This window comes from Vibrio salinus (assembly GCF_021272385.1).
Classification (GTDB): domain Bacteria; phylum Pseudomonadota; class Gammaproteobacteria; order Enterobacterales; family Vibrionaceae; genus Vibrio; species Vibrio salinus.
On record NZ_JAJSDZ010000009.1, the window covers coordinates 745,619 to 765,810 of the forward strand.

The 20,192-nt window shown below is 44.0% G+C and carries 21 protein-coding genes and 1 pseudogene; 21 read left to right on the plus strand and 1 reads right to left on the minus strand.

What is annotated here, in order from left to right:
* The first annotated feature begins 1 nt into the window (after position 1).
* The 20 genes and pseudogenes from LRQ06_RS11700 to flhB all read left to right on the plus strand — a co-directional run bounded on the left by LRQ06_RS11700 (position 2) and on the right by flhB (position 18,600).
* Positions 2 to 307, plus strand: a complete 306-nt coding sequence (locus LRQ06_RS11700) for a flagellar protein FliT (protein ID WP_232767170.1) — start codon at positions 2 to 4, stop codon at positions 305 to 307.
* A gap of 11 nt (positions 308 to 318) precedes the next feature.
* On the plus strand, positions 319 to 729 hold the full coding sequence (gene fliS, locus LRQ06_RS11705) for a flagellar export chaperone FliS (RefSeq protein WP_232766524.1): 411 nt from the start codon (positions 319 to 321) through the stop codon (positions 727 to 729).
* A 218-nt stretch (positions 730 to 947) separates the two neighbouring features.
* Positions 948 to 2,423: pseudogene (locus tag LRQ06_RS11710) on the plus strand (sigma-54 dependent transcriptional regulator).
* A 128-nt stretch (positions 2,424 to 2,551) separates the two neighbouring features.
* Complete coding sequence (locus LRQ06_RS11715; protein ID WP_232766525.1) at positions 2,552 to 3,607, plus strand: sensor histidine kinase; 1,056 nt, start codon at positions 2,552 to 2,554, stop codon at positions 3,605 to 3,607.
* On the plus strand, positions 3,607 to 5,031 hold the full coding sequence (locus tag LRQ06_RS11720) for a sigma-54-dependent transcriptional regulator (RefSeq protein ID WP_232766526.1): 1,425 nt from the start codon (positions 3,607 to 3,609) through the stop codon (positions 5,029 to 5,031). Before LRQ06_RS11715 ends, LRQ06_RS11720 begins: the two co-directional genes overlap by 1 nt.
* A gap of 83 nt (positions 5,032 to 5,114) precedes the next feature.
* The gene (gene fliE, locus LRQ06_RS11725) at positions 5,115 to 5,426 is read left to right on the plus strand and encodes a flagellar hook-basal body complex protein FliE (RefSeq protein ID WP_232767171.1); all 312 of its coding nucleotides are present in this window, start codon (positions 5,115 to 5,117) and stop codon (positions 5,424 to 5,426) included.
* Between the two features lie 19 nt (positions 5,427 to 5,445).
* Positions 5,446 to 7,197 carry a flagellar basal-body MS-ring/collar protein FliF gene (gene fliF, locus LRQ06_RS11730; protein ID WP_232766528.1) on the plus strand — a complete coding sequence of 584 codons (1,752 nt, stop codon included), beginning with the start codon at positions 5,446 to 5,448 and terminating at the stop codon, positions 7,195 to 7,197.
* The gene (gene fliG, locus LRQ06_RS11735) at positions 7,190 to 8,236 is read left to right on the plus strand and encodes a flagellar motor switch protein FliG (RefSeq protein ID WP_232766530.1); all 1,047 of its coding nucleotides are present in this window, start codon (positions 7,190 to 7,192) and stop codon (positions 8,234 to 8,236) included. Before fliF ends, fliG begins: the two co-directional genes overlap by 8 nt.
* A gap of 30 nt (positions 8,237 to 8,266) precedes the next feature.
* A complete protein-coding gene (gene fliH / locus LRQ06_RS11740; RefSeq protein ID WP_232766532.1) occupies positions 8,267 to 9,064 on the plus strand; it encodes a flagellar assembly protein FliH in 798 nt (265 codons plus the stop codon).
* 2 nt (positions 9,065 to 9,066) lie between these two features.
* Positions 9,067 to 10,398, plus strand: a complete 1,332-nt coding sequence (gene fliI, locus LRQ06_RS11745) for a flagellar protein export ATPase FliI (RefSeq protein WP_232766533.1) — start codon at positions 9,067 to 9,069, stop codon at positions 10,396 to 10,398.
* A 4-nt stretch (positions 10,399 to 10,402) separates the two neighbouring features.
* Positions 10,403 to 10,852: a flagellar export protein FliJ gene (gene fliJ / locus LRQ06_RS11750; protein WP_232766535.1), complete on the plus strand. Its 450-nt coding sequence runs from the start codon at positions 10,403 to 10,405 to the stop codon at positions 10,850 to 10,852.
* 109 nt (positions 10,853 to 10,961) lie between these two features.
* Positions 10,962 to 13,079, plus strand: a complete 2,118-nt coding sequence (locus LRQ06_RS11755; RefSeq protein WP_232766537.1) for a flagellar hook-length control protein FliK — start codon at positions 10,962 to 10,964, stop codon at positions 13,077 to 13,079.
* 35 nt (positions 13,080 to 13,114) lie between these two features.
* Positions 13,115 to 13,618, plus strand: a complete 504-nt coding sequence (gene fliL / locus LRQ06_RS11760; RefSeq protein WP_232766538.1) for a flagellar basal body-associated protein FliL — start codon at positions 13,115 to 13,117, stop codon at positions 13,616 to 13,618.
* Positions 13,619 to 13,629: 11 nt separating this feature from the next.
* Positions 13,630 to 14,691, plus strand: a complete 1,062-nt coding sequence (fliM, locus tag LRQ06_RS11765) for a flagellar motor switch protein FliM (RefSeq protein ID WP_232766540.1) — start codon at positions 13,630 to 13,632, stop codon at positions 14,689 to 14,691.
* A gap of 8 nt (positions 14,692 to 14,699) precedes the next feature.
* On the plus strand, positions 14,700 to 15,110 hold the full coding sequence (fliN, locus tag LRQ06_RS11770; RefSeq protein WP_232766542.1) for a flagellar motor switch protein FliN: 411 nt from the start codon (positions 14,700 to 14,702) through the stop codon (positions 15,108 to 15,110).
* A gap of 4 nt (positions 15,111 to 15,114) precedes the next feature.
* Positions 15,115 to 15,531, plus strand: coding sequence for a flagellar biosynthetic protein FliO (gene fliO / locus LRQ06_RS11775; protein ID WP_232766543.1), 417 nt, complete (start codon positions 15,115 to 15,117; stop codon positions 15,529 to 15,531).
* Positions 15,532 to 15,586: 55 nt separating this feature from the next.
* Positions 15,587 to 16,387, plus strand: a complete 801-nt coding sequence (fliP, locus tag LRQ06_RS11780) for a flagellar type III secretion system pore protein FliP (protein ID WP_373054830.1) — start codon at positions 15,587 to 15,589, stop codon at positions 16,385 to 16,387.
* Between the two features lie 9 nt (positions 16,388 to 16,396).
* Positions 16,397 to 16,666, plus strand: a complete 270-nt coding sequence (gene fliQ, locus LRQ06_RS11785) for a flagellar biosynthesis protein FliQ (protein ID WP_232766547.1) — start codon at positions 16,397 to 16,399, stop codon at positions 16,664 to 16,666.
* 11 nt (positions 16,667 to 16,677) lie between these two features.
* Positions 16,678 to 17,460 carry a flagellar biosynthetic protein FliR gene (fliR, locus tag LRQ06_RS11790; protein WP_232766548.1) on the plus strand — a complete coding sequence of 261 codons (783 nt, stop codon included), beginning with the start codon at positions 16,678 to 16,680 and terminating at the stop codon, positions 17,458 to 17,460.
* Between the two features lie 9 nt (positions 17,461 to 17,469).
* Entirely contained in the window at positions 17,470 to 18,600 is a 1,131-nt protein-coding gene (gene flhB / locus LRQ06_RS11795) for a flagellar biosynthesis protein FlhB (protein ID WP_232766550.1), read from the plus strand.
* Positions 18,601 to 18,612: 12 nt separating this feature from the next.
* Here flhB and smrB read toward each other — a convergent pair whose 3' ends face one another.
* A complete protein-coding gene (smrB, locus tag LRQ06_RS11800; protein WP_232766552.1) occupies positions 18,613 to 19,146 on the minus strand; it encodes an endonuclease SmrB in 534 nt (177 codons plus the stop codon).
* A gap of 60 nt (positions 19,147 to 19,206) precedes the next feature.
* On the opposite strand from smrB, the gene prmB reads away from it, so the two are divergent.
* Entirely contained in the window at positions 19,207 to 20,139 is a 933-nt protein-coding gene (gene prmB / locus LRQ06_RS11805) for a 50S ribosomal protein L3 N(5)-glutamine methyltransferase (protein ID WP_232766553.1), read from the plus strand.
* The last annotated feature ends 53 nt before the right edge of the window (positions 20,140 to 20,192 follow it).

The window sequence follows — 20,192 nt, forward strand, 5'->3', positions numbered from 1 at the left end:
TATGGATTTAAGATTAGAAGCCATTGGTGATATAGATCACAATATTGATACTTTGCTTCAGGAAAATGAAATTAATTCTGAAAAAATATCGCAGTTAGTCGATAAAAGGGATCAGATATTGCAGGAATTGTTATGTTCGGTAGAAGAGAATTCTTCTCTGTTTAAAACTGAAGAGTGGTATGAAACCATTCAGAATACAAAAAGGCTTGTTGGATTGATGCAAAGTAAAACAGCATCTTTAGGTGAACAGTTAAAACGTTATCGACACGGTAATAAATCAGTTCAGCAATACAAAAAGTACTTATAAAGAGGAAAGCTATGCGTGGTTCTTTACAGGCTTACAAAAAGGTATCAGTAGACAGTCAACTGAGCTCGGCCTCGCCGCATAAAGTTGTTCAGATGTTGATGTCTGGTGCTATTGAACGCCTAATACAAGGTAAAGCTGCTATGATTCAGGGCAATATACCTGTAAAAGGCGAGCGTTTAGGTAAAGCTCTTGATATTATTATCAGTCTGAGAAGTTGCCTTTCAATGGAAGATGGTGGCGATATAGCGAAAAATTTGGATCAGCTCTATGAGTTTATGATTACGCAGGTAACAACGGCGAATCATGATAATGTGCCAGAGCCTATTGATGATGTGATTGAAATTATTCGTGAAATCAAATCTGCGTGGGATCAAATTCCGGCAGAATATCACAATCTGACCGCTACGAATGAAGGTTCATAAGCAACTGACTGATTTTTAAACCAGTATCACATGAAATTATTGGTTGGTTGCCTTATTTTTTTTATCACCTAGAATAGAAGCTACTGATTAATCAGTAGGTTTGTGTTGCTGAAAGTTAATATTTGACTAATGTTAACTAGTAGAGATATGAAATCGTAGACTTTGTATCTTTATTTATCAGCAATAATAATTTTACTTAAGGTGATCGTACTTATTCCATGCAAGGTTTAGCAAAACTGCTTGTCATCGAGGATGACTCTACTATCCGGCAACAGCTCCAAACTATTCTGGAGTTTATTGGTGAGTCATGTGAAGCGATTGACTCATCTGGTATTGGTGATATCAATTGGTCTGAAAATTGGGCCGGATGCATATTAGGATCTATAACAGGGAAAAAACTCACTAAACCTATGGAGCAGTCTTTACACAAGGCCAGCCATATTCCATTACTTCGAACGAACCACCAGTGTTATTCTCTCGATAGTTTTACGAATTATGTGGGAGAGCTGGATTTTCCCCTCAATTATCCTCAGGTAACGGATGCATTAAATCATTGCCGGACTTTTCTTGGTCGGCGTAATGGCACGCTGTTCAATCCCAGCCGCAAAAATATGTTATTTCGCAGTTTGGTCGGTCAGAGTGAAGGCATTCAGGAAGTCAGACATTTAATTGAACAAGTTTCCGGAAGCGATGCAAACGTTTTGATCCTTGGATAATCCGGAACCGGTAAAGAGGTGGTTGCCAGAAATATTCACTATCATTCACCTCGTAGAACCGGACCTTTTGTTCCGATTAACTGCGGTGCAATTCCGGCTGATTTGTTGGAAAGTGAACTGTTCGGCCATGAAAAAGGGGCGTTTACCGGTGCCTTGACATCAAGAAAAGGTCGTTTTGAGCTGGCCGATGGTGGTACGCTTTTCCTTGATGAAATCGGTGATATGCCGATGGCTATGCAAGTTAAGTTACTTAGAGTATTGCAGGAAAGAACGTTCGAACGTGTAGGTGGCAACAGTACGATAAAGGTTAATGTTCGTGTTGTTGCTGCGACTCACAGAAACCTTGAAACCATGATTGATAAAGAATCTTTCCGCGAAGATTTATATTATCGCCTTAACGTGTTCCCAATTGAAATGCCGGCTCTGAAAGATCGGGTTGAGGATATTCCATTATTGATTCAGGAGCTACTTACCCGTATGCAGGCAGAAGGGGCTCCCAAAATTGGGTTTACTCCAAGAGCCATTAATTCCCTGATGGAGCATACATGGCCCGGTAATGTGCGTGAATTAGCCAATTTAGTTGAGAGGATGATCATTCTTTATCCGAATAGTCTGGTTGATGTGAATCATTTACCAACGAAATATCGGTATAGCGATATTCCTGAATTTCATCCGGAAAACAGTGCTGGTATGCCGGTTGAAGAGCAGGAAAGAGATTTGCTCGCCGGGATTTTTTCCGAAGAATTTAAGGTAGAAGATATCAGTGCTCTGGATGATATTGTAAACAATAGCAATTCACCACAATCTCTTCCTCCTGAGGGAGTTAATCTTAAAGAGTTGCTGGCCGAGCTGGAAATCAACATGATTAATCAGGCACTGGATGCTCAGAGTGGCGTGGTTGCCAGAGCCGCAGATATGCTCGGTATGCGCAGAACTACGCTGGTTGAGAAAATGCGAAAATATAATATGCAGAGATAGAGTTAATCAGAGTCAATATATTGTCGTGATTTTATTTTAACTTTAACTGTATGATATTTATTAAAAATAAGGCTTGGAATGCTTTTTGCTTCTAAGCCTTTGTTGTATTTATTAGGCAGATATTCGACATGGAAGACTCTCAACTTCAAGAGCAATATTCACATCTGGACTCTCTCGAAGATCAGGTCGCCCGTTATAAGCAGGTACTGAACGTGATGCCTGCGGGCGTGATTCTTCTGGATACGCAGGGGGTGGTCAGAGAAGCCAATCCGGAAGCTCACCGCTTACTGGAAGTTTCTCTTGTCGGTGAACGTTGGTTTTCTGTTATCCAGACGGCGTTTGATCCCCGCGAAGATGATGGACATGAAATCTCTTTGCGTAACGGGCGTAAAGTCCATCTGGCAATATCTGCTTCTAATACCGGACAACTGATACTCATAACGGACTTAACGGAAACCCGTCTTTTGCAGTCCCGGATAAGTGATTTACAGCGTCTTTCTTCTCTTGGACGTATGGTTGCTTCTTTGGCTCATCAGGTGAGAACGCCACTGTCCAGTGCCATGCTATATGCTTCTAATCTTGGAACATCGAATCTGCCGTCTGCAACAAGAGAACGCTTTCAGACGAAATTGATGGACAGATTGCATGATCTTGATAAGCAGGTGAACGATATGTTGTTGTTTGCTAAAGGTGGAGACAATAAAGTAGTTAAACCATTTTTGGTCAGAGAGCTGATTGATGAGTTTCAGCCAATGGTAGAAACTGCATTACACGCAAACAAAATTGACTATGCTTTAGAAGTAGAAGCGGATGAAGAAGTGCTTATGGGCAATTCCAATGCCATTGCCTCGGCACTGAGTAATCTTGTGATGAATGCGATTCAGAATTCAGGAAAAGGCGCTCAGATTGATGTATTTGTGCGTCCGGTTAATGATAGTTTAAAAATTTCGGTACAGGACAATGGGCCTGGGATACCAAAAGAGTTACAGAATAAAATTATGGAACCTTTTTATACCACCCGATCTCAGGGAACCGGACTTGGACTTGCTGTTGTCCAAATGGTTTGCCGAGCTCATGAAGGTACTCTGGAACTTATATCTGAAGAAGGTGACGGTGCCTGTTTTACCATCAGTTTGCCAATCACAACAGCGATTCAATCTGCTGAAGCGAAAGGAGAAGAGTAATGGCTCAAAGTAAAGTATTAATCGTTGAAGACGATGAGGGTCTTCGTGAAGCGCTGGTCGATACTCTTGCTCTTGCCGGTTATGACTGGGTAGAGGCGGATTGTGCGGAAGACGCGTTAGTTAAACTGAAAACAGAAACCATTGACATTGTTGTTTCGGATGTCCAAATGGCCGGTATGGGCGGTCTGGCATTACTACGCAATATTAAGCAGCAATGGCCAAATTTGCCCGTTCTCCTGATGACAGCATACGCCAATATTGAAGATGCTGTCGCTGCAATGAAGGAAGGGGCGATAGATTATATGGCTAAGCCATTTGCTCCTGAAGTCTTGCTGAACATGGTCAGTCGTTATGCGCCTGTGAAAAGTGATGATAACGGCGATGCGGTTGTTGCTGATGAAAAGAGCCTTAAACTGCTGGCTTTAGCTGACAAAGTTGCCAAGACTGATGCCAGTGTCATGATCATGGGGCCGAGCGGTTCGGGTAAAGAAGTGATGTCCCGGTATATTCATAATGCGTCATTGCGTAAAGATGGGCCATTTGTTGCGATTAACTGTGCTGCTATTCCTGAAAATATGTTAGAAGCCACGTTGTTCGGATACGAAAAAGGGGCATTTACGGGGGCGATTCAGGCTTGCCCCGGGAAATTTGAGCAGGCACAGGGCGGAACGATTTTATTGGATGAGATCAGTGAAATGGATTTAAGCCTTCAGGCTAAATTACTGAGGGTCCTGCAGGAACGAGAGGTTGAAAGACTGGGGAGCCGTAAGAGCATTAAGCTGGACGTCCGTGTTTTGGCAACCAGTAACCGGGATCTCAAACGCTATGTTCATGAAGGTAACTTCAGAGAGGATTTATATTATCGTCTGAATGTGTTCCCAATTACCTGGCCATCTTTGAGTGACAGACCCGGAGATATCCAGCCTCTGGCAGAACATCTGATTGAAAGGCATTGTAAAAAACTGGGTCTTCCGGTTCCGGTTCTTGAAGAAAGTGCGGTCCGTAAATTATTGGCCTATCCCTGGCCGGGCAATGTCCGTGAACTTGATAATGTGGTTCAGAGGGCTCTTATTCTCACTGAAAACCAACAAGTTACCGGAGAACATATCCTTCTGGAAGGCGTTGACTGGCAAGACTCCGATGGACTACAACAATTAGTTGCTGGTGACAGTTCTGATGTGGTGCCTTCTGTCAGGACTGTTGCAGAATATGAAGAAAATGGTGTGTCTCATATGTCACTAAACTCCGGGAATTCGGGCTTAGGTGGTGAATTACGTGATCAGGAATTTTCCATTATTCTTGAAACCTTAAAAGAATGTAATGGTCGTCGTAAGGAAATGGCGGAAAGACTGGGTATCAGCCCCAGAACTCTGCGCTATAAGTTGGCTAAAATGCGTGATGCCGGTATCGAGATTCCGGGCTGACCGGATTTGAGTCATGGCACGCTAATTGCTGAATAGTTATTAGAATGTCAGAACAAGGTCAAATCTTTGGCGGTGAGGCGAATATGAGACTAGATGGTTTACAAAATGAAATGCAGGCGATGATGGTTGAAGCGTCGAATCGTCAGCCTGTAGCAACCAGCCAGACTGTTGGTGCCGATTTCGGTGAAATGTTATCTGATGCTATCAACAATGTGAATCATTTACAAAAAGCCTCCAGTAATCTTCAAACCCGATTTGACAGGGGTGACGAAGGTGTTTCCCTTTCAGATGTCATGATTGCCAGAAATAAATCCAGTGTTGCTTTCGAAGCAACAATTCAGGTTCGCAATAAATTGGTCGAAGCTTATAAAGAGCTTATGAACATGCCAGTATAGTTTGTCGTAGGTATTTATCGTGGCTGAAGAAAATCAATCAACAGATCTGGCAATTCAGGATAGTTCCGACAGTACCGCATTAATGGCAAGCGATACTGATGGCCTTGAGAGTCAGAATCTGGATAAAGATGAAAAGAGCTCCTCTCGTTTCGATTTTGGTTCGGGAGATCTGGATCTGGTCCGCCAAATTGTTCTGGTGTTATCGATTTCTATCTGTGTTGCATTAATTTTGATGCTGTTTTTCTGGGTTAAAGAACCGGAAATGCGGCCATTAGGTGCTTATGATACAGAAGAGCTGATTTCCGTTCTGGATTATCTGGATAAACAGAAACAGGAGTATAAGCTGGACGGGAACACCATTTTGGTTCCTGACAGTGATTACAATAGCCTGAAACTGAATCTTGTCAGAGCCGGTTTGAACCGTAATCAGGATGCCGGTGATGATATTCTGATGCAGGATATGGGATTTGGTGTATCACAACGTCTTGAAATTGAAAGACTGAAATTAAGCCGTGAAAGACAGCTTGCTAAAGCGATTGAGGAAATGACGCAGGTTCGTAAGGCAAGAGTGTTATTAGCCATGCCGAAACAGAGCGTTTTTGTTCGTCAGAATCAGGAAGCATCCGCTTCCGTCTTTTTGACACTGAGAACCGGAGCAAATTTAAAACAACGGGAAGTTGACGCTATTGTCGATATGGTCGCCAGTGCGGTTCCGGGAATGAAAACCAACCGGGTAACAGTGACAGACCAGCATGGTCGTTTATTAAATTCCGGTTCTGAAGATCCGGTATCTTCGGCAAGAAGAAAAGAACAGGAACTGGAGCAAAAACAGGAAGAGGTTCTGAAAAATAAAATTGACTCGGTTCTTATCCCCATTTTAGGCCTTGGAAATTATACCGCTCAGGTCGATGTATCTCTGGATTTTAGTGCCGTAGAGCAAACCCATAAAAAGTTCGATCCGGCCAACCCTGCAACCCGAAGCGAATATACTGTTGATGATTACAATAATAGTAATACCGTAGCGGGCGTCCCGGGAGCATTAAGTAACCAACCACCGGCAGACTCGTCTATTCCTGAAGATGTGGCAAAAATGAAAGATGGATCGTTGCTTGGTCAGGGTTCTGTTCATAAAGAAGCCACCCGAAATTATGAAATTGACACAACGATTAGCCATGAAAGAAAGCAGACGGGAGTGATTGCCCGACAAACGGTGGCCGTTGCCGTGAAAGATCGTGAAGTTGTCAATCCGGATACAGGAAAGGTGACGTATGTTCCATTGACGGATTCGCAGCTAAAATCTATTAAACAGGTGCTTATCGGAGCAGTCGGTTACAACGAAAGTCGTGGTGATTTACTGAATGTATTAAGTATGCCATTTGCTGCTCCAGACGTAGAACCGGTTGTTGATGTACCTATCTGGGAAAATCCTAACTTTGGTGAATGGGTAAGATGGCTGGCAAGTGCTTTGGTTATTGTGGTTATTATTCTTGTACTTGTCAGACCGGCAATGAAAAAGCTTATTAACCCAACTGTTGAAGAAGATGAAGATTTGTATGGACCGGATGGCTTGCCAATTGGTGCTGACGGTGAAACCAGCTTAATTGGCAGTGATATTGACAGTGCAGAGCTCTTTGAATTCGGTTCTTCAATTGATTTGCCGAATCTGCATAAAGATGAAGATGTGCTGAAAGCGGTTCGTGCTCTGGTTGCAAATGAACCTGAGTTGGCAGCACAGGTTGTGAAAAACTGGATGGTAGAAAACGATGGCTGATGATGACGCAAAAGAAGGCGGAGATATCGTACCCAGTGTTGATATATCTGAAATGAGTGGTGATGAAAAAGCAGCCATTCTTCTCCTGAGTTTAAACGAAGAAGATGCCGCTGGTATCATCCGTCATTTAGAACCTAAGCAGGTTCAGCGAGTTGGTAGTGCAATGGCCAGAGCGGCCGATTTAAGTCAGGATAAGGTTGGGGCTGTGCACCGTGCTTTTCTGGAAGACATTCAGAAATACACCAATATTGGTATGGGTAGTGAAGACTTTCTGCGTAATGCTCTTGTTACTGCCTTGGGTGAAGATAAAGCCAATAATCTGGTTGACCAGATTTTGCTGGGAACCGGATCAAAAGGTTTGGATTCTCTGAAATGGATGGATCCACGACAGGTAGCTTCCATCATTATCAACGAACACCCTCAGATCCAGACAATTGTATTGTCTTATCTGGAGCCGGACCAGTCGGCTGAAATTTTAGCTCAATTTGCTGAGCGGGATCGTCTGGATTTGATGATGCGAATTGCAAATCTGGAAGAAGTTCAGCCATCGGCTTTGGCAGAGCTGAATGAAATTATGGAAAAACAATTTGCCGGTCAGGCTGGTGCTCAGGCTGCGAAAATTGGTGGTCTGAAAGCGGCGGCTGAAATCATGAACTTCTTTGATAATAATGTTGAGAGTGCATTGATTGAACAGATGCGAGATCAGGATGAAGATTTGGCTACTCAGATTGAAGATCTGATGTTTGTCTTTGAAAATCTGGCTGAAGTGGATGATCAGGGTATTCAGAAACTGTTGCGTGATGTTCCACAGGATGTTCTTCAGAAAGCCCTTAAAGGAGCTGACGATATCCTTCAGGAAAAAATCTTTAAAAATATGTCCAAACGTGCGGCTGAGATGATGAAAGACGATCTTGAAGCGATGCCGCCAATCAAAGTCTCGGATGTGGAAGCCGCTCAGAAAGAAATTTTGGCGATTGCCCGTAAGATGGCAGATAACGGTGAGATCATGTTGTCTGGCGGCGCTGATGAGTTCTTATAATCAACAATTAATATCGTTGGGTATGGTGTTATGACATCAGAAAGAAAACGGGGTTTTTTAAGGCCGGGTAAAGACCTTGAACAACAGGATGCTCAAAAGTGGGGACTTCCCGATTATGGTGATCATCACCGGGAAGCAAAGCCCAGCGCCTTAAACTACGATCCAACATGGATGCCGGATTTCGAAGAGCCGGAAATCCAAGAAATTAAACCTTTGACGGAGATGGAGATAGAACAGATTCGTCAGGAAGCCTATCAGCAGGGATTGCATCAGGGACAGGAAGCCGGTTTTAAGCAGGGTTACGAAAAAGGAAAAGAAGAAGGTCATGAAGCCGGGGAAACAGAAGGCCGTCAGGAAGGGATGGAGAAAGGTCTGGAAGAAGCCCGGGATGTTGTTTCTCAGCATATTGACAGTCTGATTAAACTTGCTGACCAGTTCAGTCAGCCGTTAGAGCTGATGAACAGTCAGGTCGAAAAACAGCTTGTTGATATGGTTATGGCTCTGACTCGCGAAGTGGTTCATGTCGAGCTTGAAATGAATGAACAAATCATTCTTGATACCATCAAAGAATCGGTCGAATCTTTACCTGTAACCGGTCATGCCATTACGTTAAAACTTAATCCGGTAGATGCAGACATCGTTCGTCAGACTTATGGTGAGGAAGCGCTTACTTTAAGAGAGTGGACTTTAGTCACTGAACCGGCTCTTGACCGGGGAGATGTACAGATTGAAGCCGGCGAATCAAGTGTCAATTACCGTATGGAAGAACGGATTAAAACGGTTCTGCATAATTTTTGTGGTTCTAACCGACATCCAAAAGGTGAATAAATATGCTGGCACTAGCGGATCGTCTTTCTCAGTACAAAACAGAAGGTCTTTCCACCCGGCCGGTTGCATCCGGTCATCTTGTCAGAGTCGTTGGTCTGACGTTAGAAGCGACGGGGTGCCGGGCTCCTATAGGCAGTTTATGCCAGGTTGAAACCATAGCAGGCTATATGGAAGCAGAAGTGGTTGGTTTTTCAGGTGATCGTCTTTTTCTGATGCCAAGTGAGCAAATCACCGGGGTTCTGCCCGGAGCGAAAGTCACACCATTAACGGAAGCTGCTCAGTTATCTGTCGGGATGGAACTGCTGGGAAGAGTTATTGATGGTGTTGGTAATCCTCTGGACGGATTGGGCCCAATTTACACCGAGCAGAAAGCGTCTTTTAATGTCCCGTCGATTAATCCTTTAGCAAGAAAACCCATTTCTGAACCACTTGATGTCGGAATAAAAGCCATTAATGGTCTTCTTACCGTTGGCAAAGGCCAGCGCATTGGTCTGTTTGCTGGTTCCGGTGTTGGTAAATCTGTGACATTAGGAATGATGACCCGGGGAACCACGGCTCAGGTGGTTGTCGTTGGGTTAATTGGTGAGAGGGGCAGAGAAGTAAAAGAGTTTATCGAAGAAATCCTTGGTTTTGATGGCAGACAGCGTTCGGTTGTCGTTGCAGCTCCTGCGGATGCGTCACCATTGATGCGGCTGAAAGGGTGTCAGACGGCACTGACGATTGCGGAATATTTTCGTGATCAGGGGCTGGATGTACTGTTACTGATGGATTCTTTAACTCGTTTTGCGCAGGCTCAGCGTGAAATTGCGTTATCTGTCGGTGAGCCTCCGGCAACAAAAGGGTACCCGCCGTCTGTATTTGCAAAACTGCCGGCATTGGTAGAACGAGCCGGTAATGGTTCGGATGGGCAGGGTTCCATCACAGCATTTTTCACGGTTTTGACAGAAGGTGATGATCTGCAGGATCCGATAGCGGATGCGTCAAGGGCGATTCTTGACGGTCATATTGTGCTGTCTCGTGAATTGGCAGATAGTGGTCATTATCCGGCGATTGATGTTGAGAAATCTGTTAGTCGTGTTATGCCTCAGGTGACCACCGATGAACACGTTTTGATGTCTAAAGCTGTCAGACAGGTCCTTTCAGTATGTCGGAAAAATCAGGATTTGGTTTCTATCGGTGCCTATAAAGCAGGTTCGGATCCGGCGATTGACAGTGCATTTACGTTGAAACCACGAATCGATAATTTCTTACAGCAGGCAATGAAAGAATCGGTTCCATATGATATGTGTGTCGGAATGCTGAAAAGTGTGCTTCAGGTAGAATCAGAGTCTTAGCCTTATGGAAAATGCACTGGAGTTTTTACTGGATCAGGCAAAAGAGAAGGAGGAACAGGCTGTTCTTGCTTTAAACAGTGCCCGTCAGGAGCTTGATAATTATTATGTCCAGTTGAAGCAAATTGAGCAATACCGTCTGGATTATTGCAGTCAATTGGTTGAGCGTGGGCAAAATGGTCTTTCGGCCAGTCAATACTGGCATCTGAACCGTTTTTTAACTCAACTTGACGAAACACTGGCTAAGCAGAGAGAAGCTGAATCTCATTTTAAGCAGCAGGTTCAGAATTGTGAGGAGCATTGGCTGGATGTGAGGAAGCAGTCCCGATCCTACGAATGGTTAATTGAAAAAAGAAAAGCGGAAAAAGAGCTGCTGGAACAGAAAAAAGAACAGAAATTCCTTGATGAGTTTGCAACATTACAGTTTAACCGCCAGAAGATGCGGAACAATTCTTAAGATGGCTTATTATTTGCATTAACCAATACAGATAAAGGTAACAGGGCTTTGCTGAAAATCAGGTCTCGTTATCTTGTGGGTATGGTTCTCCTGACAGTGAGTGCAATATATGAAAATTAATTTTGGCTCAACATCCGATGTCCCAAATGTAAAAACCGGTCTTAAGGCGGATGGGAAAAGTGAACAGAGTAGTGATGAAAATGAAGGTTTTTTCAGCAAGTTAGCTTCATTTTTTTCTGGGGATAATGATGCCGGGAGTCAGGTTGATTCTGTGAAAGAAGGAACAACTGTGAAAGCCGGAGCCGATACCGGTGAAGGTGAGCTGCCTGTCGGGGATGCGGCGAAAGCTCAGATTGACAGCGATACTCAGGTTAAAAATTTAGAGTCTCAGGAAGGCATGGAGTTAGCATCCGATCTGGCCGGAAATTCGGAATTTATTGCTGATCAGAAAAGAAAACCGGACGTGGAATCGTCAAAGGTTTTGGTTAAACATTCTGATTCAGATCCGGCTATGGCTTTATCGAAATCGGGTAAAACCATACAGCCTGCGGATGATGTATCTCAGGTTATGGATGAAGGAAAACTGGTTCTCAATCGGCTTAAAGAGGCAAATGCTACTTTATCGCCCGGCAAGGGTTTGCCTCAGACATATAAAGGCGATGAATCTGACCTCATCAGTACCGATACAAAGCTGGGGGAGAAAGAGATCGCTCCAGAGGTTCAGGCTGATATGAATAAGTTCGCCTCTGCTGAAAATGTGAAAAAGAATGCTGAGTCGGAATTTGATTCAGTCGCAGAGCAATTAACGATGGCTTATCCAACCAAAGAAACACAGCATATAGACAACATTACACACCATAATAAAGATCATAAGGGTAAACAAGCTGATATTTTAGCAAACGGTTCTTTACCAGTAGGCAATCCGGTACCGGGTTCCATTTCATATGCTCAAAAGCCAGAAGGAGCAGATTTAGTGGATCCTTCTCTGGCTGAAAATGCGGAATATCAACTATCGGATGAGTCTGCTTTAAGCGGTATCGATCTGAATCAGGTTCAGGCTGTGAGCCAGAATGGATATTTGCAAAAAGTGACACCGTCAGATGCTGTTAATATGGTTAACGCTATTGATGCCGGTGTTTCTGATGCTGCTGAGGTATCTCCTCAACAATTGCAGAAAATGACAAAGAGAGAGAAGGAGGCGTTGTTAACCCAGCATGGATTGCCTCCGTCTCTGGCAGAACTTCCGTCTGAGAATCCGGCCATGTATTTTGCTCCTGGCGTAGCGGCAGGAATGATGGATGAAAGCAGTCAGTCAGCCTCCATAATGTTTGTTGATACGGATGGTAAGGTGATTGATTTAGGGGTACTAAATAAACCGGAGTTAGAAAAATTGGCGCACAGGCATGGACAGACAGTGTCTCAGCTAATTTCCGGTGCTATGCAGACTAATGTGACTCAGCATCATCAGTCACAACTGGTATCAATGCAGATGCCAGAAAAACAGAATGCCGATTTTTTACAGTCCGCAACGAATTTGGCGCCAAATTCAGCGATGAATAATGCAGCCATGAATGAAGCTGCATCCCAAATGACGAAAAATATGGCGAAGTCATTTGAGCATAAAAATGGATTGGTAAATATGGAGCGTTTTTCGGATATTCGGGAAATTGATGGCGATAGAGTCGGTAAAGATGCCCATATAGCACAGCAGATATCGACGATGAGTAATCAGAGCACTCACTCACTTTCTCAGGTTAGCCGGGCTGACGCTTCTCAGGCTCCGGTTCAGATCAATAAAGATAATGCATCTGATCAATTGGCAGAGCGAATTAATGTGATGTTGTCTAAAAATCTGAAAAATATTGATATCAGGTTAGATCCCCCTGATTTAGGGAAAGTTCACATTCGCATGCATATGAATGGTGATGCTACTTCAGTTCAGTTTACCGTGGCTAACCACCATGCCCGTGAAGCACTGGAAAGTTCGATGCCAAGATTGCGTGAAATGCTGTCACAGCAAGGCGTTCAGGTCGGTGATACGGCGGTTCAGCATCAATCCGGTCAGCAGCAAAATGGCTACGCAGCCTCAGGTCGTGGTCAAAATGGTCAGCCTCAGAGTGATGGTTCTGCATTGGATGCGGGATTTTGGGAAGAAAATAATGAGTCAGATGTTACACTTAGAGTAAATGTACCCTCGCCAAAAGATGGTATAAGCTATTATGCTTAGAGGTTATTTCATTCATTCTATCAGGTAGATAATTTATGGCAGAAGAAGACGAAGTTCAGACAGAAGAGCCCAAAGGTGGTAAAAGCAAATTAATGATCATCATCATTGCCGTGGTCGTTCTGCTTCTTGGTGGCGGTGGTGCTGCATTCTTTCTGATGGGCTCTGGTGGTGATTCAGCGGGAGAAGATGCTGCCGTACAGGAAGCTCCGGTCGTGACAGAGCCCGTGGTCTATGTCAGTTTGGCTCAGCCGTTTGTCTTTAATGTGACGGGTGATAAGCGTGATCGGATGGTTCAGATTAAAGTACAGCTGATGGTCAGAGGTTCAGATAATGAAAGCGAAGCCCGTTATCACTCTCCGTTAATTGAGAGTACATTATTATCAACGTTCGCGTCGGCAACGGTTGAACAGCTTAGAAGTCCGACCGGAAGAGTTGAACTTCGGGATAAAGCAACGGAAGATATCAGAACAGCGCTGAGTAAAGCTGTGGGTAATCCGGTAATAGAAAAAGTGCTGTTTACCGATTTTGTTATGCAATAAAGGGTGGTTAGGTGACCGATTTATTAAGTCAGGATGAGATCGATGCGCTACTTCATGGTGTTGATGATGTAGAGGAAGAAGAGGAGCAGGCTACCGACTCCCCGGGTGCGGTCAATTTTGATTTCTCTTCTCAGGATCGTATTGTTCGTGGTCGGATGCCGACCCTTGAACTGATTAATGAACGTTTTGCGCGGCATATGCGTATTAGTTTATTTAACATGTTGCGGAAAACGGCTGAAGTCTCTATCAACGGTGTTCAGATGATGAAATTCGGAGAATACCAGAACACGCTTTATGTACCTACGAGTCTGAACATGGTGCGTTTCAGACCACTGAAAGGGACGGCATTAATTACGATGGAGGCCCGTTTGGTCTTCATTATGGTTGAAAACTTTTTTGGTGGGGACGGACGTTTTCATGCCCGAATTGAAGGCCGTGAGTTTACTCCGACTGAAAGACGGGTTGTTCAGTTATTACTGAAACTGGTTTTCTCGGATTACAAAGAAGCCTGGTCTCCGGTTATGGGCGTTGAATTTGAATATCTGGATTCAGAAGTAAACCCAAGCATGGCGAATATTGTGAGTCCCACGGAAGTAATTGTCGTGAGTTCATTTCATATTGAGGTTGATGGCGGAGGCGGTGATTTTCATGTTGTCATGCCTTATTCGATGGTGGAGCCTATTCGTGAGTTGCTTGATGCCGGTGTGCAGTCGGATAAAATGGAGACCGATGTCCGGTGGAGCTCTGCTTTAAAAGAAGAAATAATGGACGTACCGGTGAATTTCAGGGTGAATTTACTGGAAAAAGATCTTTCTTTGAGAGACTTAATGGAATTACGGCCCGGAGATATTATTCCGATCGATATGCCTCCGCACGCTTTAATGTATGTCGAAGAGCTGCCTACTTTCAGGGTTAAGATGGGGCAGTCCGGTGAAAATATAGCAATACAGATTTCGGAAAAAATAAGACGACCTGATGTCGTAAAAACCGATTTGGCTTTCCTCACAGAAAATATTATTTCCGAGCTTGAGGAAGAAGATGATATTGAACAAGTACAACATGAAGACGAATAAGGTGAATTATGTCTGAGTCTGATGATCAAAAACTGGCAGATGAGTGGGCAGCAGCTCTTGGCGAAGATCCTGATGCGCCTGAAGTTGACGTAGATGAAGTCTTATCGGCACCTTTAGAAGAGTTAAAAGATACTTCAGAACCGATCTCAGAAGATGAACGGAGAAAGCTCGATACCATCATGGATATCCCGGTAACGATATCTATGGAAGTTGGACGTTCACAGATCAGCATCCGTAACCTGCTACAACTGAACCAGGGTTCCGTGGTTGAGCTGGACCGGATTGCCGGAGAGTCTCTCGATGTACTGGTAAACGGAACGTTGATTGCCCATGGTGAAGTGGTTGTGGTTAACGATAAATTTGGTATTCGACTGACGGATGTCATCAGTCAGACTGAACGAATTAAAAAGCTTAAATAGTGTTATGAAACGACTATTTCGGTGGTATTTGCTACCAATTGGTATGATGAGTTCTTTTTCGTCACTGGCTGCAACAGATAGCGGCCAGTTTGACGTTTTTACAGCTTTCGGTTCTCTGATCTTTGTAATAGCATTAATTTTATTTCTTGCGTGGCTGATGAAACGTATGCGGATACCAGCTTTAGGCCGGGATAAAGATTTTGCGGTTATTCGTCAGATACCCTTGGGTGCCCGGGAAAGGTTAATGGTGGTAAAAGCAGGAGAGGAACAGTTTGTTGTCGGAATGACACCACAATCTATTCAGTTGATTTCCAGGCTGGAAACCCCTCTCAGTGATGAGTCTGAAATGGCGTCGGGGAAAATGCTTTCATCATCGTTTGCGAAACAACTTAATCAATTGTTGAAGAAAAATGAAAAATAGTAGTCTGCTTAAGGGTTGGCAAATGTTACGGCATAGTTTTTTGCTGTGTTTTTTCATGCTGATTTCATCGTTTCCTGTGTTTGCTCAGACCGGTTCAGCTCAACCGGCTAGTTCGGTTGTCACAAAAAGCATTTCATCTCAGGGGGTAACAACCAGCTCAACAGCCGGGCAATTCAGTAATGGTGGTATACCGGCGATTACGATGAAAACCAATCCGGATGGTAGCGAAGATTATTCAATTAATCTGCAAATCCTTGCGTTGATGACGATGCTGGGTTTTTTACCCGCCATTGTGATTCTGATGACATCTTTTACCCGGATAGTGGTTGTGATGTCGATTTTACGTCAGGCGATGGGACTGCAACAAACGCCGTCGAATCAGGTCATTATCGGTATCTCTCTGTTTCTGACTTTTTTTATCATGTCACCGGTATTTGATAAAATTAATCAGCAGTCCGTTCAGCCCTATCTTAATGACAAAATATCGGCCAGGCAGGCGTTCGACAGCGCTCAGCAACCTATGAAGCAATTCATGCTTAAACAAACCAGAATCAAAGACTTAGAGACGTTTGTTCATCTTTCAGGCTCTGATGTTAACGATCCTCAGGATGTTCCGATGTCGGTATTGATTCCTGCGTTTGTAACATCCGAACTGAAAACGGCATTTCAGATAGGTTTTATGCTGTTTTTGCCGTTTTTGATTATTGATCTGGTGGTAGCGTCGGTCTTGATGGCAATGGGGATGATGATGTTGTCACCCATGATTGTATCACTGCCATTTAAGCTGATGCTGTTCGTTTTGGTTGATGGGTGGAATCTGATACTGTCAACGTTGGCCGGCAGTTTCTCTCTCTAGGAGAAGATTATGACACCAGAAATTTTTGTTGAAATCTTTCGGGACGCTCTGTGGATAGTGCTGCTTATGGTGTCGGCTATTATCATTCCCAGTCTGTTGATTGGTTTAGTCGTTGCTGTTTTTCAGGCTGCGACATCCATCAACGAACAGACACTGAGCTTTTTACCCCGTTTGATAGTCACACTCTTATCGTTAATGCTTTTCGGCCACTGGATGACCCGTATTCTGATGGATTTTTTTCATACTATGATTGAGCGCATTCCTCAGGTCTTGTTTTAGGGGATTACGGAATGGAGTATCCGACTCATCTGGTTCTGGAATGGATAGCCAATTATTTCTGGCCCTTTATCCGTATTGCTGCGATGCTCATGGTTATGACGGTGACTGGTGCCCGTTTTGTTCCTGCCCGTGTCAGGTTGTATCTTTCTCTGGCGATTACTTTTGCTGCGATGCCGGTTATTCCCGTAGTGGATATTTCGACACCTTTGTTTTCTCTTGGCGGTTTTTTAATTACGTTTAATCAGATTCTGATTGGTATTGCCATGGGTATGGTGACACAGTTTATTGTGCAAACGTTTGTTATGCTCGGGCAAATCATTGGTATGCAGTCGAGTTTGGGTTTTGCTTCAATGGTTGATCCGGCCAATGGGCAGAATACGCCACTGCTTGGTCAGTTTTTTATGTTCTTAGCCACTTTATTTTTTCTGGTTAGTGACGGACACTTAAAATTGATTCAACTTGTGGTTTATAGCTTTAAAACCATTCCTATCGGTTCCGGCGGCTTGCAGGCCGCGGATTACCGGGAAATGGCAACATGGCTTTCAATGATATTTAAAGTGGCATTAAATATGTCGTTATCGGGCATTATTGCTCTGTTGACGGTGAATTTATCCTTTGGGGTGATGACCCGGGCGGCACCACAACTGAATATCTTTTCACTAGGTTTTGCGTTTGCATTAATGGTGGGGTTACTGATTTGCTGGTATATCGTATCCGGGCTGTACACTCATTATGAGCAATACTGGCAATATGGTGAGCAGGAGCTTTGCCGTATGATTAAAATGAACTGTTAGGAGAGCATAATGGCTGAGTCTGACGGTCAGGAACGCACCGAAGAAGCCACCCCCCGAAGGCGACAGCAGGCCAAAGAAAAGGGACAGGTGGCCCGGTCAAAAGAGTTAGCATCGGTCTCTGTTCTGGTGGCCGGTTCCGTCGCGCTTATGTGGTTCGGTAATACGCTTGCCCGTGATCTTTTTACCATGATGTCACGTCTTTTCAGTTTAAGCCGGGAAGAAGTATTTGATATGACTAAGCTGCTTGATATTGCCTCTGGGGCAATCATAGCAGTCGTACTGCCTTTGATGCTAATACTGATTATGTTGTTTATTTCTGCATTATTCGGTGCAGCAGGACTGGGTGGTATCCAGTTTTCTGCAGAAGCAGCAAGACCAAAACTCAATAAGCTGAATCCGTTAAGCGGCCTTAAACGTATGTTTGGTATGCAGAGCTGGGTTGAGTTGCTGAAATCCATTTTGAAAGTCGTGCTGGTTGCCGGTGTCGCTTTTTCCCTTATTCAGAGTTATCAGCATGATCTATTCCAGCTGAGTCTGGATATTTTCCCGCAAAATATCTTTCATGCTTTGGATATATTGCTTAATTTTGTTTTACTGATTAGTTGTTCTCTTTTAGTCGTTGTGGCCATTGATATTCCTTTTCAGATCTGGCAGCACGCGAATCAGCTGAAAATGAGTAAACAGGAAGTGAAAGACGAATATAAGGAAACAGAAGGGAAACCGGAAGTTAAGGGGCGTATCCGGATGTTGCAGCGGGAAGCCGCTCAGCGCCGAATGATGGCGGATGTACCGCAGGCTGATGTCATCGTGACCAACCCGGAGCATTTCTCTGTGGCCCTACGCTATAAACAGGGAACAGATAAGGCTCCGGTTGTCGTTGCGAAAGGGGTAGATCATATTGCAATGAAAATTCGTGAAGTGGCAAGGGAAAATGATATTTATATTGTTCCGGTTCCCCCGCTGGCTCGGGCTTTGTACCATACAACGGAATTGGAGCAGGAAATCCCGGATCAGTTATTTGTGGCGGTTGCACAGGTGTTGGCGTATGTCTTTCAGTTAAAACAGTATCGTAAAAAAGGCGGTAAGCGTCCGGTTCTGGATGAAGACACAATGAATATACCGCCGGATATGACCTATTAATGATTTCCTGTTTTATCTTTCCGGGATAGAGAGAAGAATCAGCAGAGCACCATCACCACCAAATTCCAGAGGGGCCTGATGGAAAGCCATGACATCCGGATGTTGTGCCAGCCATAGAGGGACCTTTTGTTTGAGTATGTGTTTGCCAATGCCATGCTGAACGCAGGCACAATGTACTGATTCTTTCACACAATAGGCAATCATTGCTCCTAGTTCCCGTTTGGCCTCTTTCTGAGTCATTCCATGCATATCAAGAAAAACATCCGGAACGTAGACACCACGGCGCAATTTTTTTAGCTCATATTTTGATACATCACTTCTGGCGTAGCGGGTTGGTCCGTCTTCGTTCAGAAGGGGCATAAATTCATCAGAAAAATAAAAACCACTGTTGTCGGCTTCCCTTGATTCCTTGTGAATTTCTTTGTGTTTAACGTTTCTGTTTGGTTGCTTGATTATGGTATCCTGTCGCAACTTTTTTACGCCCTTTACTTCCTCACGAAATAAAGCGAAGTCATCATCAGAATAATTATCTTTATTGTCTGTCATTGGCTCGTTTTATGTCATATTTTTAGAGAGGTCGTATTGTAGCGCTTTTTGGAGGAAAGTTTGGATAAGATTTTTGTAGAAGAAGCGGTTTCTGAGCTTCATACACTTCAGGATATGATTCGCTGGGCGGTAAGCCGTTTTAATGCTGCCAGCCTATTTTATGGTCATGGTACTGATAATGCGTGGGATGAAGCAGTACAGCTTATTTTACCGACCCTGTATCTGCCGATTGATGTTCCTCCTCATGTACTTAATTCCCGCCTAACCAGTAGTGAACGTACTACCATCGTTGATCGGGTAATTCAGCGAATAAATGATAAAAAACCCGTTGCTTACATTACTAATAAGGCCTGGTTCTGTGGTTTGGAGTTTTATGTCGATGAAAGGGTTCTGGTGCCACGTTCTCCTATCGGAGAGCTGATTCAGCAGCAGTTTGAACCCTGGCTGACAAAAGAACCGGCGCGTATTATGGATTTATGCACCGGTAGTGGTTGTATCGCAATCGCCTGCGCTCATGCATTTCCTGAAGCAGAAGTCGATGCCATTGATATTTCTCTGGATGCACTAACTGTTGCCGAGCAAAATATTCAGGATCATGGATGCGAACAACAGGTTTTTCCTATCCGGTCTGATTTATTCCGGGATTTACCGAAAGAACAGTACGATATTATTGTTACGAATCCGCCTTATGTTGATGAGGAAGACATGAATAGTCTGCCGGGGGAGTTTTTACATGAGCCGGAACTGGGGTTGGCTGCCGGTTCAGATGGACTGAAACTGGTCAGAAGAATTTTGGCAAATGCCCCCGATTATTTGTCTGAACAGGGTATTCTTGTCTGTGAAGTTGGTAATTCTATGATACACATGATAGAGCAATATCCGGCGATTCCATTTACCTGGCTGGAATTTGAAAATGGTGGCCACGGAGTCTTTTTACTGACCAAAGAGCAGTTAGTCGAATGCAAAGATGAATTCGCACTGTATCTGGATTAACGGTAGCTCATTTATTCAACAAGAAATGGGTCTTGTAGTCTTTACATCCTGTT